Annotated in this window: 8 protein-coding genes; 1 reads left to right on the forward strand and 7 read right to left on the reverse strand. The window is 68.9% G+C overall.

The window, feature by feature from the left end; genetic code table 11:
* Window positions 1–278: 278 nt before the first annotated feature.
* Window positions 279–1,859 (forward strand): hypothetical protein, encoded by a 1,581-nt coding sequence (locus tag CEK29_RS03750; protein ID WP_141218299.1) that lies wholly within the window; start codon window positions 279–281, stop codon window positions 1,857–1,859.
* Window positions 1,860–1,868: 9 nt separating this feature from the next.
* Here CEK29_RS03750 and CEK29_RS03755 read toward each other — a convergent pair whose 3' ends face one another.
* From CEK29_RS03755 to CEK29_RS03785, 7 genes are all read right to left on the reverse strand, one after another.
* Window positions 1,869–2,711 (reverse strand): hypothetical protein, encoded by an 843-nt coding sequence (locus CEK29_RS03755; protein WP_094803769.1) that lies wholly within the window; start codon window positions 2,709–2,711, stop codon window positions 1,869–1,871.
* Window positions 2,712–2,996: 285 nt separating this feature from the next.
* Window positions 2,997–4,034: a sensor domain-containing diguanylate cyclase gene (locus CEK29_RS03760; protein ID WP_094857366.1), complete on the reverse strand. Its 1,038-nt coding sequence runs from the start codon at window positions 4,032–4,034 to the stop codon at window positions 2,997–2,999.
* Window positions 4,035–4,139: 105 nt separating this feature from the next.
* Complete coding sequence (locus CEK29_RS03765) at window positions 4,140–7,025, reverse strand: WG repeat-containing protein (protein WP_094857367.1); 2,886 nt, start codon at window positions 7,023–7,025, stop codon at window positions 4,140–4,142.
* Window positions 7,025–10,330, reverse strand: coding sequence for a WG repeat-containing protein (locus tag CEK29_RS03770; RefSeq protein WP_176456830.1), 3,306 nt, complete (start codon window positions 10,328–10,330; stop codon window positions 7,025–7,027). Before CEK29_RS03770 ends, CEK29_RS03765 begins: the two co-directional genes overlap by 1 nt.
* 250 nt (window positions 10,331–10,580) lie before the next feature.
* Window positions 10,581–12,995, reverse strand: coding sequence for a response regulator (locus CEK29_RS03775; RefSeq protein ID WP_094857369.1), 2,415 nt, complete (start codon window positions 12,993–12,995; stop codon window positions 10,581–10,583).
* A 4-nt stretch (window positions 12,996–12,999) separates the two neighbouring features.
* Window positions 13,000–13,479 (reverse strand): response regulator, encoded by a 480-nt coding sequence (locus CEK29_RS03780; protein ID WP_094803759.1) that lies wholly within the window; start codon window positions 13,477–13,479, stop codon window positions 13,000–13,002.
* Window positions 13,476–15,731 carry an ATP-binding protein gene (locus CEK29_RS03785; RefSeq protein ID WP_094857370.1) on the reverse strand — a complete coding sequence of 752 codons (2,256 nt, stop codon included), beginning with the start codon at window positions 15,729–15,731 and terminating at the stop codon, window positions 13,476–13,478. Before CEK29_RS03785 ends, CEK29_RS03780 begins: the two co-directional genes overlap by 4 nt.
* Between the last annotated feature and the right edge of the window lie 53 nt (window positions 15,732–15,784).

Consider the following 15,784-nt stretch of genomic DNA (forward strand, 5'->3'; position numbering starts at 1 on the left):
GGGTTGGGAACGATTTCATAGGTAACAACGGCGTCCTATATGCTGGGATTTAGTGTCTGTTTCACTTATTTCGGGGTATGTCCCTAAACGGAAATCAAACGACATTTACCGTAATAAAGACCCTTTTTGCAGGTAAATCGACCCATCTGGCGGGCAAAATGCGCCTCAGGGGGACAGGGTTAAGTAACAGGAAATCCTGCCGTTAACCGGTCATCAGGAAGTGGGACGCTGCTTTGCCGCGGCCCCGCTTCGCTCCTTTACCGATTACCGGCGCGCCCATGACCCAGATCTCAGCGACTTCCGTTTCGACGCCAGCCTGGCCCACGGCCACGGCTGTCCAGCCCGCGCCCGCCGTGTCGGCCGCCCCTGCCGCGGCCGCGCCCGTCCAGACGGCGCAGGCGGTCAGCGGCACGGCCGTCAGCGTGGGCCTGGGCGGCACCGATTCCGGGCTCTATCGCGCCCCGAGCGCTTTACCCTCGATGCAATCGGCGGTGTGGGAGCAGAACGGCGGCGATGCGATTTCCACCCAGATGGCGGGCAACTTCGTGTCGCCCACGCTGGCGGGCCGCTTCAAGGACCTCGGCGCCACGGTGCTCGAACGCTTCCGCGAGGACGGTTCCAACTTCTCGCAGTCCATCCTGCAGTCCCGTCCCGGCAACGTCGGCGGCGCGTCGCTGCATGCCCGCCAGCACACGGACGCCGACAATCAGGCCAGGCTGGCCATCACGACGGCGGGCGGCGCCCGCGTCGAGGTGTCGATCGGCAGCGATGCCAACGGCCTGGCGGTGTCCATCAGCGTGAGCGAGGGCGAGGTGTCCGACGAGGAGCGCGCCGCGATCGCGAATCTGGCGGGCGCCTTCCAGGAGGCGCTCGACGGTCTGGCCTCGGAACCGCCCCGTCTCAATCTCGGCAAGCTGGGCAGCTTCGATACCAGCCTGTTGCGCAACGTCGACCTGCAGGCGACGGTCAGCCTGGGCAATCAGCACAGCCAGACCGTGTCGTTCAAGGCCGATGCGACCGCGCGCAGCATCACCTCCACCGGCCCCGCCGGCACGGTCAGCGTCGATGTGGACCTGAGCCAGCCGTCGACGTTCGGCACCGCGGCCCAGCGGGGCGCCGCGGTCGAAGCCTATCTGCGCCAGTTCGATGCGGCGCAGACGCGCGGCCAGGGCGATGCGCAGACCATGTCGCTCTTCAAGGACGCGTTCGCGTCGCTGCACGCGGACTACGGCGACGCGGCCCGCGCGCGCACCGGCGTGGTCGGCGCGAACGCGCTGAATCAGGCGGATCGCAGCGTGCTGAGCGGCCTGGCCGACTTCAACGCCTCGGTGCGGCAGAACACGCTCACGCTCAACCTGCGCCGCAAGGAAGAGATCGAGAGCTTCATCTACACGGTTTCGCAACGCACCTCGGTCTCCGGCACGGACGCGCTCAACCGCGGCATCGTGCAGCAGCTCGACAGCCGTCTCTCGGCCAGCTATCACAAGCCGCTGTCGCCCGAGCTGACGCTGGCGCTCTCCGACGATCGCGAGTCGCAGAACTATTACTACTACCAGATCGAAGACAAGAGCAGCAGCCGTACCGAGCTGGGGTACCAGCAGGGCCAGCTGACGCTGGCGCGCCTCACGGCCAGCCGCACCCAGTCCACGCACATGCAGAAGTATGTGATGGGCGAGCTGGTGGCCGAATCCACGCTGCCCACCGGCAGCACGCGCACCGAAGACCTCAGCCGTCTGGTGCGCGAGGCCACCACCGAGGAGCGCGGCGCCGGCCTGAACCCGCGCGATCAGGTCGAAGCCATCCGCGAACGCAAATACGCCAATCTGGCGGCCTCGGTGGCGCGTCTGCGCGACCTGTAAACCCGCCCGTCAGCCGTCGCAGCGGCTCACGAGCGGCTGCGCGGCGGCGCGGGACTGATCGGCCGCCGTTGCGCCGTCCTTGTGATCGTGGGCGGCGAACTCGATCCGCACGCGCATGCTGCGACCCGAGGCGTCGCGCAGATCGCTCAGGCCCTCGTACAGACGCAACCGGCGCTGCTCCAGATCGTAGAGCAGCTGGATCGACGGGGCCGCGAAGCCATACCAGGCATCGAGCTTCAGACGCAGCCGCAACATGCGGCTGCCTTCGTACTGGCGTTGGCCGGTGTCCACCTCGAGTTCGTAGTCGCGCAGGCGTGACGGCACCAGGAACGCGATCACGGGATCCTCGCTCGCGGTGAGCTGGCTCCAGTGCTCGCGTACATAGGCATCGAAACCCGCGTCGATGATCTGGTTGGGCCGGGGCGAGAGCGCCGCCGTGCGCAAGGGCTCGGCGGTATTGCGCTGGCTGTACATCTCGCGCGTGGCGCCCTGCGTGCGCACCCCCTGGCGCATGCCGTTGCGCCGGTCCTCGAGCTCGAAGTCGGGCGCGGGATCATCGATCGCGCCACGCACCCATTTGCGCGCGAACGGCGCGCCATTGGGGCATTGATACAGCACCAGCCGCGTCATGCGCGCCGCCTCGACCACCACCCAGTGCTCTTCGCGATACAGCAGCCGGCCGTCTTCCTGATCGTAGGCCGCGCCCACGAAATGTTCGGAGACGGGCGGGCCGCCCGGCGCGCGGGTGGCGTGCGAGGGCTGCGTGGCGAGCGCCGCGCAGGCGAGGGCGAACAGGGAGGCCAGCCAGCGTGGCCCGTTGCGCAGGGCCGTGCAGGAACGCGGATCGGACATGATGCGGTCACTCCGAGGCGAAGCAGATGAGACGGCGGGCGCGCGTGGCCGGCCGGGCTAAGGTCTCCCCTCGTGGCGCATGCGTCATTCGGCGCGTGACCGCGCAGGGGCATGCCGGGTTATACGGATCCGGCTGGGCTTCGGATGCATGCGATATCGAAGATAGCGCGCGGCTTTCGATTCGGTTGGTGCAAGATGTAAAAGGACGCGGCGCTTCGCTGCCGCGCCCATGCGCGTACGTTAGGCGCAGGCCGCAGGGACGCGGGTTATACGGCGCCGCGCCGATCAGCCGTTCAGATGCTTGCGCGTGCGCTTGATCTCGTACATGCGCGTGTCGGCCATGCGCACGGCGGTCTCGGCATCCATGTTGAGCGGCTCGACCGACACCATGCCCACGCTGGCGCCCGGATACTCGATCACCTGCTCGCCCAGGCGGTAGGTGCCGGCCGTGGCGGCGGCCGTGCGCAATTGCAGCGTGAGCGCGGCCTGCAGCGGATCGCCGGCGGCCGCCTCGGCCAGGGTCGGGTCGTGCTGCGGGCCCGGGCCCACCAGCAGAAACTCATCGCCGCCCACGCGGCCCACCACGTCCGAGGCACGCAGGCTTTCGGTGAGGCGGCGGCCCACGGCCTGCAGAAATTCATCGCCGGCCTGGTGGCCGTAGGTGTCGTTGATCATCTTGAAACCGTCGAGATCGATCACGCCCACCAGCACCGAACCCCCGCTGCGCGCGGCGCGGTCGAGCAGACGCTCGAGCTCTTCGTACACGGCGCGCCGATTGGGCAGCCCGGTGAGCATGTCGGTCATGGCGTACGACGTGAGGCGGGCATTGGCCTCTTGCAGGCTGTTCATCAGCTGCTCACGTTCGATGAAGCTCGCCACCAGATTGGAGAACAGCTTGAGCAGCGCGTTGGCGTCGGGCGCGAGCTTGCGCTTGTCGGCGCTCGCCGCGCACAGCGTGCCGAGCAGCACGCCGTCGTCGGTGCGAATGGGCGTGCTGACGTAGGTCTTGATGCCGAGCGCGCGCGCCGCCGCCGAATCGCCCCAGCAGTTGGCGACGTCGTCGGTGTAGAGGCGGTCTTCGTCGAGCGCGCGCTTGCAGAGCGTTTCCGACCAGGTGACCGTGAGCCCCTCGGGAATGACCATTTCGCCGGTGTTGCGCGCGAAACGCACGAGCTGCTCGTTGCGCTCGAGATCGATCGAGGTGAGGTAGGTGGATTCCATTCCTGTCACGGCGCTCAGCATCTCGAGCAAGGGGCGCGTGAGTTCTTCGATGGATTTGGCCGCCGGCACTGCGGTGGCGAGCTTCGACAGGATCGGGTCCACGGTTCAGCCTCGAATCAGAGCGCGCCCGGGATGGCGCGCGCGCCTGTCATCCTAGCCCGTGAGGGATGACGGCGGCAAGCGCGTGCCGCCGTCATGAGCCCGCGCTCAGGGCTCGCAGTAGTCGGGCAAGGTCTTGGGCCACAGGCGCGCGCCGGTTTCGCCGTACAGCACGCGCATGCCGCACTCCATGCCCACGCGCGCGAGCACCTTGCCCTGCGTGTCGATCAGCATCGAGTCCGAATCGGTCGAGACCACGGCGCGCTGGCCCACGAACGGCGAGGCCGCGAGATAGGCCGGCGCGATGGCGAACGCCCCACGCGCGTCGAGATAGCCCAGCCGGTCGCCCGCGTTGGCGAGCGCCAGCCCGTCGTGACGCGCGCCCAGATAGCGGTAGGCGGCCGGCGGCACCGGCGTGCCGGCCGTGAGCGGCACGACGCGGGCCTTGCCCTGATCGCCCTGCACCACCGCCACGCCTTCGGAGGGCGCCTCGCCATAACCCGGAACCGTGTGCAGGATGTTGCCATTCAGATCGGCATAGCGCGTGACCGTCGTGTCTTCGATGGCCTGCGACACAAGCCATTGGCCGTCGGGCGAGAGGCTCCAGTCGCCTTCGGGAAGCGCGGTGACGGTCTTGCCGCTCGCGTCGATCAACACCGGGTCGTTCGAGTAGGCGGCGGGCATGACGGCGCGCGCGGGTTGGCCGCGGAAGGGCGTGCCCGCCATGCCGTGCGTGCGGATCTGCCATTGGCCCTGGGCATCGATATAGCCGGACAGCGGCTCGCGGCTGATCTGCGTCCAGCGGCCCACCTTCAGGTGGTAGGCATTGTCCATCGGCGCGGCTTCGCTGCCGTCCATGGCCACCCGCCAGCGCTTGTCGCCCGCCACCGCGGTCAGGCCGTCCTCGTCCGGGCCATAGACGTCCAGCCCGGGCTGCCAATCGATGAGCACCTTGCCGTCCGCATTGACGAGCCTGCGGTCGGGCGAGGGCGCATCGTCGGACCCCGCGAGCGTATCCACGGCCTGTTGCACCCGCCACACGGCAGCGGTCAGGCGGCGCACCTCACCATGCTCGGGCGCGATGCGCCAGCGGCCTTGGCTGTCGATCACGCCGCTGCGTCCGGCGCCCAGCGTGGCGACGGCCAGACCGTTCTCGAACGGCTCGATCGCCGTGAACTGCGGCGGCAGCACCACGGTGCCGCGTTCGATGTCGTAAAGACCCCAGGGCTCGCCTTCGGCCGCGCCGAGCACGTAGCGTGCGAGGCCGTTGCCGATGGGCTCGAACGTGAAGTGCGCCGGCAGGGCGCGCGGCTTGCCGGCGCGGTCGATCAGTTGCACCTTGTCGTCCTGATAGACGAAGGCATAGCCGTACTGGAACGCGCTGATGTGTTTCTGCGGCGGCAGCCCGAGCGGCTCGCCGCGGGCGTCCAGCAGCACCATGCCGTCGGCCGTCTGGGCGGCAAAGCGCAGCGACTCGGCGGCGACGGGCGGCTCGCCCTCGGGACGTTCGTCATCGCCGGGATCGAGCGCGATCAGATCGGTCCAGGTGTCCTTGCCGATCAGCGTGCCGTCGGCGAGCAGCAGCGTCGGCAGGTCGCCGCATTGGCAGTGCGTGTCGCGGCTGATGCCCATGGGGGCATTGGCATCGTTCCAACCCAGACGACGGATCGGGATGCTCTCGAGCGCCGTGCGCTGTTCGTCGGTGAAGCGCGACTTGCCGTCGGCATCCAGGATGTCGAGCAGGCGGCCGTTGTCGCCCAGCAGCCAGAGGCGGCCCTGATGCACCCGGATCTCGCGCAGCTGGGTGAGCGCCGCGGGGGCGTCGTCACCAAAGACCCAGGTGCCATTCGGCGTGAGCACGCCATAGCGGTCCTGTGCCGTGTCGTGCACCAGCACATAGCCGTCGGTTTCGTCGCTGGGCTGCAGCGTGTCGGCCGAGCCGAGCGCGAGCGGCTGCGGCTGGCCCGGCACGAATGCCGTCAGGGTCCGGTCCTGCAGGTAGAACAGCGCGCGGCCGTGCATCCGGGCGTCGCCGGCCTGGCGGGAATCGAGCGTCAGCCGCTCGGCGCCGGTGTCGTCGAGCACCACATAGCCCTTGCGCGCCACCTTGGCCAGCCAGAATTCGTCTCCCAGCCGGTCGATCCGCTCGTAGCCGCGGCCTTCGCCGTGGACCTTGCCGGTCGGGTCGATCAGCACGACCTCTTCGTCGCCCACGCCGAGCGCCACCTTCGAGCCCTGGATGAGCGAGATGTCGTGGTAGGCGGGCTCGAGGACCCAGTTCAGGTCGGTGTCGAGCAGGCCGTAAAGGCCCAGTTCGTTGCTGCCGATATATCGATCGTCGGACAGGGCCTTGTGCAGCTGCAGGCTCGCGTCCGCATGGCGGCTCATGCCGTCGTCCCGATGCAGGGTTTCGTGAAAAATCATCCATGCCAGCGCGGGCGTGCCCTCGCCGATCTTCAGCTCCTTGATGTCGGCGCCGAACGGCTCGCCCACGGGCTTGCCCTGGCGATCGACGAGGTGCCGGTCATTGCCCGAGGTGACGAGCGCAAGACCGATGGAGACGTAGTCTTCGACCGCATCGTAGCGGGCCGGCACGACCACGCGGCCCCGCGCGTCGATGAAGCCCCATTTGCCGCGTTGCTTGACGGCGGCGCGGCCATTGTGGAAGTCGCGCACCTCGTCGAATCGCGGTGTCACCGCGAGCTGGCCGTTCTGGTCGACGAAGCCCCAGGCGTGGCGGCGCAGACTGTGATCGGCCGGCACGCGCTCGATCTCGGCATGGGCCGAGGGGAGCAGGATGGCGGCACGTTGTTCGGAGAGCGCGCGCATGCAGCCGTTGACCTTGCCGTGCGGCATCTTGCTGTCGATGTCGAACTCGGCTTCGGCGGCGCATGACACATGCTCGGGATACTGGGCGTGCGCGGGCGCGGCCAGGCCCAGCAACGCCAGGGCGAACAGGGTGGGGCGCAGGGAAACAGGGAGCGTGTTGAGCATCACGGATTCTTCGCGGCGTTGGAGGAAACGGGCTCGGCACGCGCCAGCCCCTCGGCGTCCTTGCAGGTGAGCGGCGTGGCCGGCCAGGTGATGCGGCCATCGGCGTCCTGCAGGACCGGCGCGCCGCACAGGGCGCGCAATTGGAACTGCGGTTTGCCCGCGGTGTCGATGTACTGGATCGCACCCGCGAGGCGTACGCGTGCGCGGCCCTCGCTGAAGGCATGCGCCTCGAGGTAGCGCGGCGGGATCGCAAAGTGACCGTCCGGCGCGATGTAGCCGATCCAGGCGCCGGTGCGCGCTTCGCGGGTCGCGACGGCGCGGCCCTGCTTCATGGGGCCGATCAGACTGAAATGCGGACCCACCACGCGTCGGCCCGACGCATCGATGAGACCCCAGTTGCCGTTATCCCCGCGGTACGGCACCACGCCCTCGCTCGCTGAACTCTCGTGCAGCGTATACGTGCCGCGCACGCGCGTAATTTCTCGGCCCTGCAGGTCCGTGATGCGCGTCTCGCCCCGCTGCTCGTCGCGGAACGAGATCCGCTGCATCGAGGCGAGCGGCGTGCCGTCGCCCAGCTGCGCCAGTACCTTGCGCCCCTGTTGGTCCATGACCGAGTACCGGCCCGCGTGATACACGCGCGCCAGGCCCTCGGGCTGCACGAAGAAGGGATTGAAATCGCCGAGCTCCGGCGGGACGCGCCAGTTGCCGCGCGCATCCAGCACGCCGGTGCCGCCGTCGAAGCGCAGGTGCAGCCAATCGCCGAGCACGTCCTGGTGGGTGGGGTCGCTGCGCGCGATCGTGATGCTGGTGCCGATCGGGGCGATCAGGACCGCGCTGGCGTCGTCGCGCCGGCCCAGGTAGCGGCCCGGGCCGAGCTTGCGCGGCTCTCGCTCGAAGCTGTCGGTGCCGCGACCGGTGCGCAGATCGACCAGCCGATAGCGGTCATCCTCCCCTCGCACCCGCATGACGCCGTCCTTCTCGTAGTTGAAGGCGTAGGCGTTTTCCTGCGTGGCGGGGATCACCCATTTGCCTTGCAGGTCGATCACGCCCCATCGATCGCCTTGACGTGCGATGGCCCAGTCGTCGGAGAACTCCTGGATCTCCTGGTAGCGCTCGTTGTTGACCGGGGCGTTGCGGGCGATGCTCCACAGGCCCCACGGACCGTTGCGACGCTCCTCGAGCCGATAGCGCAGCACCGTGCCGCGCATCCGGTTGCCCTGGGCCGCGACCGCTGCCGGCAGGGGCACGGGCTTGCCGTGCAGGTCGATCAGTTCTGGCTCGCCCTCGTAGCGTTGCGACCAGGCCCAGGTGTACGGCCCCGCGTAGGCTTCCAGCCGCGCGTAGCGCGGCGGCACCAGCCATTCGCCTTCGGCGTCCACCGTGCCGATCCTGCCTTCGCGATCGAGTACGCGCGCGGGCGCCTGGTCTTCGTTGCCCTGGATGTCCTGCCATTCGGGCCGCGACACGATTTTGCCGCTCAGCGTAAGCAGGGCGGGCGCGGCGTCGCTATCGCGTCCGCTCAGATGCGCCAGTGGCAGGCGCTGGCCGTGGTTGTCGCCTTCCGGGTCGCCGGGGCTGCCATCGGCCCACACGCGATAGCCCGCGAGCGCCTGCACCACCTCGGGGCCCAGCAGGGCTTCGCCGCGCGCGGTGTAGATCTGGCGCAGGCTCGGTTCGTCGCCGAAGTCCAGCGTGGCGGTCGGATCTTCCGCGACGCCGCCGGCCTCGAGGGCCACGTCGGCGGCGTCGGCCGCTGCGGCATCGACAGCGGCTTCGGCCGCCGCGGCACCGGCCGCCGCAGCATCGACCGCCGCAGCATCGGCTGCCGCAGCATCGGCTGCCGCGGCCCTGGCCATGTCGTTCGGGCCGGCGCGGTCCACGGCCGGGGGCGCGGGCGTCGCGATATCGGCGGTCACCGTGTCGGCGGCGTCGGCTTCCTCGGGCGCGGCATCGGCATTCGTATCGGGCGCCGGCGGCGCCGGCACCGACGGCGGCGCGGGCACCATCGGCGGTGCAGGCACCATCGGCGGCGGCGGCACCATCGGCGGCGGCGGCACCATCGGCGGCGCGACGTCGGCATCTCTGGCCGCGCGTGCGGGATCGTGATGCACCCAGGCCATGCCGCGGCGGTATTCCACGCTGAGCCCCGGCGCATCGAGCTCGATGGGCGCGCCCCGAGGCGGAATCAGCAGGGCGCGGGCCTCGCCGCGAATCAGGTGCCAGCCATCGGTCGGGCGCGACGATTCGGGATAACGGCCCGGGTCGCGCAGCACCACCTCGAGGGAGGCATCGCGCACTTCGAAGCCGCGGCGGCCGGGCAGGGTGAAAAGCCACAGGCCGGGACCGGCGGCGCGCACGCCCTCGAAGCGCGTCGCCTCGATCTCTTTACCGGCCGCGTCCACGAGCTGCCACGTCTGATCGCGCAACACGGCGTACGCGCGCCCGATACGCACCGGCGCGTCCTGCGCACGCAGCACCTCCGGTGCGACGGCCCACTTGCCCTGTGCGTCGAGCATGCCCCAATTGCCGCCGTAGCGCGAGTCGCGCCGTTGTGCGGGTATTTGTCCGTCCTGCGGTTCGCCCAGGGCCATGATGCCTTCGGGCAGCGGGCGCGAGCGGCCCGTGCGCATGTCGAGCAGCAGGGCGGTGTCGGGGCCCTCCATCTCGGCCAGACGCTGGCCGGGCTGGAATCCGCGCGTGCGCGTGCCCAGCGGGAAGGTCTTGAGCACTTTGCCCTGACGGTCGATCAGGACGTCGTGTTCGTCCTGCACCGCGAGGGCGGTGCCTTCGGTATTGAAGCCGGTCGCATAAGTGAATCGGGGCTCGACGGCCCAGGCGCCCTGGCGATCGATGTAGCCCCACACGCCCTCGAGCGCTGCAGGCGCGAGCCCATTCTGGAAGGGTTCGACATCGTCATAGCGCGGCGCGATTACGACCCGGCCCGAGGCATTCACGAAGCCCCAGCGCCCGCGCTCGGCGTCGATGCTCTCGAGCTGGATCGCGGCCAGGCCTTCCTGGAAATCGCGCGCGCATTCACTGCCCTGATGCCCGGCCACGCAGCCATCGGCCCAGGTCCAGGTGCGCGGTTCTTCTTCGGCGTTCGCGGACCGGGCCGCGTCAGCCTCGGGGCTGGCATCCACGGCGACCGGCGGGCCCGGCGGGTCGGCGGCGGGCGGGCTCGGCTGTGCGGCGGCGGCCTGCCAGAAGGCGCTCGCCACCACGAGCGTGGCCCAGGCGAGCGGATAGGCCGGAGCGCCAGCGGAAATCCGGCGGGTGCGCCGATGCGTTCGTTCTGCCGTTCTCATGCAGTCCCCCCGGACGCTGGCGCGTCCGGCCTCCAACATTTGATTGTGCGCGGCGCGCGCTGGACGGGCGCACACGCATGACGGACGCTCGCCGATGCGGGGCACGACACGCATCAGCGTGGCCGGCGGCCGCAGGACGGGCAATGACGTGCGCGGGAAGTGTACCGATTCAGCGCGCGTCGGCGACGCGCAGGCGTGACCAAACTTGTCTGAACCGTGACGAGGTTTTGCGGCGAGAGACCGGGCGGCCTCAGGCCAGTGCGCGCAGGCGGCTCAGCGCCTCGAACAGCTGTTCGCTGCGATAGGGCTTGGGCAGGTAATCGAAGCGGCGGTCGCCGTCGAAGCGCTGCTGCAGCGAGGGCAGCGGCGCGCCGCTCACCATCAGCAGCGGCAGGGCCGGGTGACGGTCGCGCAGTTCGCAGGCGAGATCGGCGCCGCTCATGTCGGGCAGGCCCAGATCGATGAGCGCGGCGCTGAAGCCGAGCGCCGCGCCGTCGGTCATGACGCGCAGGGCTTCACCCCCGCTCGCCGCCAGCGTGGCGTCGTAGCCTTCGCCGTCCAGCATTTCGGCGGTGAGCTCGCGCAGCAGTTCGTCGTCTTCGACCACCAGCACGCGCGGTCGGTCCGAGCCGGCCGTGGCGCCGTCGGGCGCCGTGGGCGCGGCATGGCGTTCATCGTCGGTGTCGTTGAGCCCACGCGCGGGCGCCTCGCCCGGCGCCTCGTCGAGCCGGGCGCGCACCTGGCGCGCGAGATCCGGCAGGGCGTAGGGCTTGGCCAGCAGCGATACGTCGGGCGCGAGGCGGCCCTGGCGCAGCAGCGACTCGGCGGCGTAGGCCGAGGTGTAGAGCACCGGCAGCCACGGGCGGCGTGTGCGGGTGGCTTCGGCCAGCTGGCGCCCGTTCATGCCGGGCAGTCCCACGTCGGTGAACAGCAGGTCGATGCGCACCGGTGTGTCGATCAGGGCCAGCGCGGCGTCGGCGTGCGCGGCGGCCAGCGTGTGATAGCCCAGCTCGCGCAGCACATGCAGCGCATGCTCGCGTACGCCGTCGTTGTCTTCGACCACCAGCACCGTCTCGCCTTCGCGTGCACGCGGCAGCGGCGCCTCGTCCTGGCAGCCCGGCGTCGTCTGGGCGGGCAGGGCGGCGGAGGCACGCGGCAGGAAGATATCGATGGCCGTGCCCTGCTGCGGGGTCGAGTCGATGCGGACGTGGCCGCCGGACTGCGCCACGAAGCCATACACCTGGCTCAGGCCCAGGCCCGTGCCATGGCCGGCCGCCTTGGTCGTGAAGAAGGGCTCGAACACCTTGGCCATCGTGGCCTCATCCATGCCCACGCCCGTGTCGGACACGCGCAGCAGCAGGTATTCGCCCGGCGTCACGCCTTCCTGGCGCGCGCAGTATTCGGCGTCGAGCGAGGTATTGACGGTGCGCAGGCGCAGCGTGCCGCCGTTGGGCATCGCGTCGCGCGCATTCACCGCCAGATTGATGATCGCGTTTTCGAGCTGATTGGGATCGGCCTCCACCGGCCAGGCGTCGTCGGCCAGCGAGAAATCGAGCGAGACGTGCTCGCCCAGCGTACGCGCCAGCAGATCCGACAGACCGCGCGCCAGCGCGTTGAGATCGAGGCGGCGCGGCGCGAGCGGCTGGCGTCGCGAGAAGGCGAGCAGGCTGCCGGTGAGCTCGGCGGCACGGCGTGCGCCGCGCGCGGCGTTGGCCAGCGCATCGATCTGGGCCTGCGCCAACGGCACCTGCGAACGCTGCACGCGTTCGAGGTTGCCGAGGATGATGGTCAGCAGATTGTTGAAGTCGTGGGCGACTCCGCCGGTGAGCTGCCCCAGCGATTCCATCTTTTGCACCTGCCGCAGCCGCGACTCGAGTTCGCGGCGGTCGTCCATGTCGCGGCCGGCCGCATAGAAATTGCCGTCTTCGGTCGGGACGAAGGTCCAGGCATACCAGCGCGGGCGGCCGTCGATGGTCAGGCGCAGATCGACATCGCGCACGACCTCGCCGCGCGCGCAGCGGGTCATGGCTTCGCGCGCCGCGCTGCGATCGGCGTCGCCGATCAGATCGAGCAGCACGTGGCCGCGCAGGTCGGGAATGGCCAGCGTGTGCTGGCTGGCCGGGTTGGCGCTGGCAATGACGCCCGAGGGGTCGCAGATCAGGAACAGATCCTGGCTCAGGCGCCAGACCACGTCGCGTTCGCGCGTGCGCGCCTGCACGGTGGCCTCGAGCGTGGCATTGATGGCCTGCAGACTCGCCTCGGCCGCGCGGCGCGCCTGGCGCTCGCGCGATTCGGCCAGGGCGCGCTCCACGGCGGCGGGCAGCCGCGTCAGGCGCTGCTTCACGACGTAGTCGGTGGCGCCGCGCTTGAGCGATTCGATAGCCACTTCTTCGCCGAGCGTGCCCGACACGAAGATGAATGGCACATTCGGCGCGATCGCGTGCGCCATGTCGAGCGCGCTCAGGCCATCGAAGGCCGGCAGCACGTAGTCGGCCAGGATCAGATCGTAGTCGCGTTCTTCCAGCAAACGCGTGAACTCGGCACGGGTCCAGACGCGATCCACCGTGGCGTCCAGGCCGCCACGGCGCAGGTATTCCTGGACCAGTTCGGCGTCGAGGTCGCTGTCTTCGAGCAACAGGATGGATAGGGGCGTCGGCGCTCTCATGCGTTCAGGCAGGCGTAACCTTCATGGGTTGCTGGGGATGGGGGGCACGACCGGGATGGGGCTCGTTGAGCACCGCCCAGAACATGCCGAGTTCGCGGATCGCGCGAAAGAAATCCTGAAAATCCACCGGTTTGACCACGAAGGCGTTCACGCCCAGGTCGTAGCTTTTGACGAGGTCGGATTCCTCGCGCGAAGCCGTGAGCATCACCACCGGGATGTGACGCGTGTCGGGATTCTGCTTGATGCGCTCGAGCACCTCGAGTCCATCGATCTTGGGCAATTTCAGGTCGAGCAACACCACGGCCGGGTCGCCGTCGTTGCGGCCCTTGTGCGCACCCTCGGCCATCAGCCAATCAAGGGCTTCGACGCCGTCGCGCGCCGTGACCACCTCGTTGGCAAGGAGACTGCGCTCCAGCGCCACCAGGGTGAGCTCGAGGTCCTTCGGATTGTCCTCGACCAGCAAAATCTTCTTCAATGCGCTCATAAGCGTATTTCCTGCTTGTCTGGTAATGAGAAATAAAACGTCGCGCCCTTGCCGACCTCGCCTTCGGCCCAGGCACGACCAGCGTGGCGCTCTGCGATACGTCGTACGTTCGCGAGGCCAATGCCGGTTCCTTCGAATTCTTCCATGCGATGCAGACGCTGGAACACGCCGAACAGTTTGCCGACGTATTCCATGTCGAAACCGACGCCATTATCCTGCACGCAATATATGAGTTCGCCGTCGCGGCGCTCACTGTACACGCGGATGATGGCGGGATCGCGCGGACGCGTGTATTTGATCGCGTTCGCGAGCAGATTTTGCATCACCTGGCGCATCATGCCGCCATCGGCCATGGCGGGCGGGAGGTCTTCGACCTGCCATTCGATGTTGCGGCCGGCGGCGCTGGGCGACAGCATCTCGCGGGTGTCGCGCACCAGGCGGTTCATGTCGACCATCACGGGCGCGAGCGTGGAACGTCCGACCTGCGAGAAGCCCAGCAGATCGTCCACCAGCTGGCCAGCCGTGAATGCCGATTCGATGATGGTATCGATGTAGCGCGCGGCCCGGGTATCGGCGCGCACGGCGTCGGTGTCCTTGAGCAGCTCGGCAAAGCCCACGATATGGCGGAACGGCGCCCGCAGATCGTGCGACACCGAATACGAGAACGCCTCGAGTTCGCGATTGCTGCGTCGCAGCTCGTCGGTCAGGGCCGCCAGCTCTTCGGCCTTGCGCATCACGATGCTCAGGATGGCCGTGCGCAGCGAGGTGGCCGTGTCGATCTCGGGCTGGCTCCAGGGCTGGGCCTGGTCGCGCAGGATTTCTTTCCAGGTTTCGAACGAGTTGCGCGGATGCAGCTTGCCGCCCGGCTCGGCGGGCGCCGGCTTGCGCGGATCGCCGCCCCAATTGACGGTCTGGACCTGTTCGGGGCGGAACCACAGCACATAGCTGTTGTGCATCTGCGAAATCGGGATCGCCAGCAGGCCGCTGGCGCAGTCCGACCACTCGGCAGCCTGAGGCAGGTCGTCTTTCAGGGTCTGGGTGTAGTAGCGCTCCGCCGTGGGATGCTCGCGCGCCAGCCAGTCGGCGATCAAGCGGATCTGCGCCTCTTGCGGTGTCTTGCCGACGGTGCGCACCTCGCCGGCGAACAGCACGGCGGCGCCCTTGGCGCGTGCCAGGGCCAGCAGCTCGTCGGGATGCGCCACCAGGCCATCGACGAAGTGTTTCTCGGCCGCCATGTCGGCCAGCAGACCGGCCTGGATACCTTGCAGGGAGACACGCTCGACCGCATCGGCGGCGCGCGACCGGCGCGAGAGCTGCATGCCCAGCACCTGGGCGATCAGGTCGCAGGCGGTGCGGATGTGCAGCGGCGCGCGGCGCGCCTCGGCGTGATGGCACGACATCAGCCCCCACAGGCGGCCGTCTTCCATGATGGAGAAGGACATCGACGAGGGAGTGCCCATGTTGCGCATGTATCGCACATGGACGGGCGAGACGCTGCGCAGCGTGGAATAGGTCAGGTCCAGCGGCTCGCCGGTGGCGGGATCCAGCGTGGGCTCGATCGGCACCGGCGTGTAGGTGGCATCGGGAATCAGGCGGACCCGGTTCAACCGATACAGCTCGCGAGCCTGGGCGGGAATGTCGCTGGCCGGAAAACGCAGGCCGAGGTAGGCCGGCAGATTGTCGTTGCGCGACTCGCCCACCACCGTGCTGTGGCCCTGCTCATCGAAGCTGTAGATCATCACCCGGTCGAAGCCGGTGATGCGGCGCACTTCGGCGGCCGTGTATTCGTGCAGCTCTTCGAACGACTCGGTGGCGGGCACCCGCTCCATATAGTCGCGAATATGCGGATAAAGCGTGTCGAGCGAGCCCGACGGCGCGCCGGCCTGGAATTCGAGCTCCAGCACCAGGGTGCCCGGCGAGGCGTTGAACAACATCGCGTGGAACGACGTCCCGGCGCACTCGAAGGGGCCGAGATACACCGCGGAGTCGGTGTTGCGCTGGGTCGACAGCAGGGCCCCGGCGGTCGGGCCGAGCACCTTGCGGATGTCCTGACCCAGGATGCCGGCATTCTCCTGCCCGAGCGCCGCGCCGGCGTTCTGACTGAGGTGCGTGACGATGAAGGAATGCGCGTCGAAGGCCAGGAGCAGGCCGTGCGGCTGAATGCTGCCCGGGACCCGGATCGGCTCGTTCTCGCAAGCCGACAGGTCGAGGCCGGGTGCGTGCGAAGACGAAGCGGGACGGGGCGACACCATGGGCATTTTCCTGATTGCGAACGCCTAGTATTGCACGAGCATTCAACGGGGGA

The sequence above is a fragment of the Bordetella genomosp. 5 genome, assembly GCF_002261475.1.
Taxonomy (GTDB): Bacteria; Pseudomonadota; Gammaproteobacteria; order Burkholderiales; family Burkholderiaceae_B; genus Bordetella.

Coding starts and splice junctions, on each gene's coding strand:
- CEK29_RS03750 (WP_141218299.1), top strand. CDS start 279: ATGACCCAGATCTCAGCGACTTCCGTTTCGACGCCAGCCTGGCCCACG.
- CEK29_RS03755 (WP_094803769.1), bottom strand. CDS start 2,711: ATGTCCGATCCGCGTTCCTGCACGGCCCTGCGCAACGGGCCACGCTGG.
- CEK29_RS03765 (WP_094857367.1), bottom strand. CDS start 7,025: ATGCTCAACACGCTCCCTGTTTCCCTGCGCCCCACCCTGTTCGCCCTG.
- CEK29_RS03770 (WP_176456830.1), bottom strand. CDS start 10,330: ATGAGAACGGCAGAACGAACGCATCGGCGCACCCGCCGGATTTCCGCT.
- CEK29_RS03775 (WP_094857369.1), bottom strand. CDS start 12,995: ATGAGAGCGCCGACGCCCCTATCCATCCTGTTGCTCGAAGACAGCGAC.
- CEK29_RS03780 (WP_094803759.1), bottom strand. CDS start 13,479: ATGAGCGCATTGAAGAAGATTTTGCTGGTCGAGGACAATCCGAAGGAC.
- CEK29_RS03785 (WP_094857370.1), bottom strand. CDS start 15,731: ATGGTGTCGCCCCGTCCCGCTTCGTCTTCGCACGCACCCGGCCTCGAC.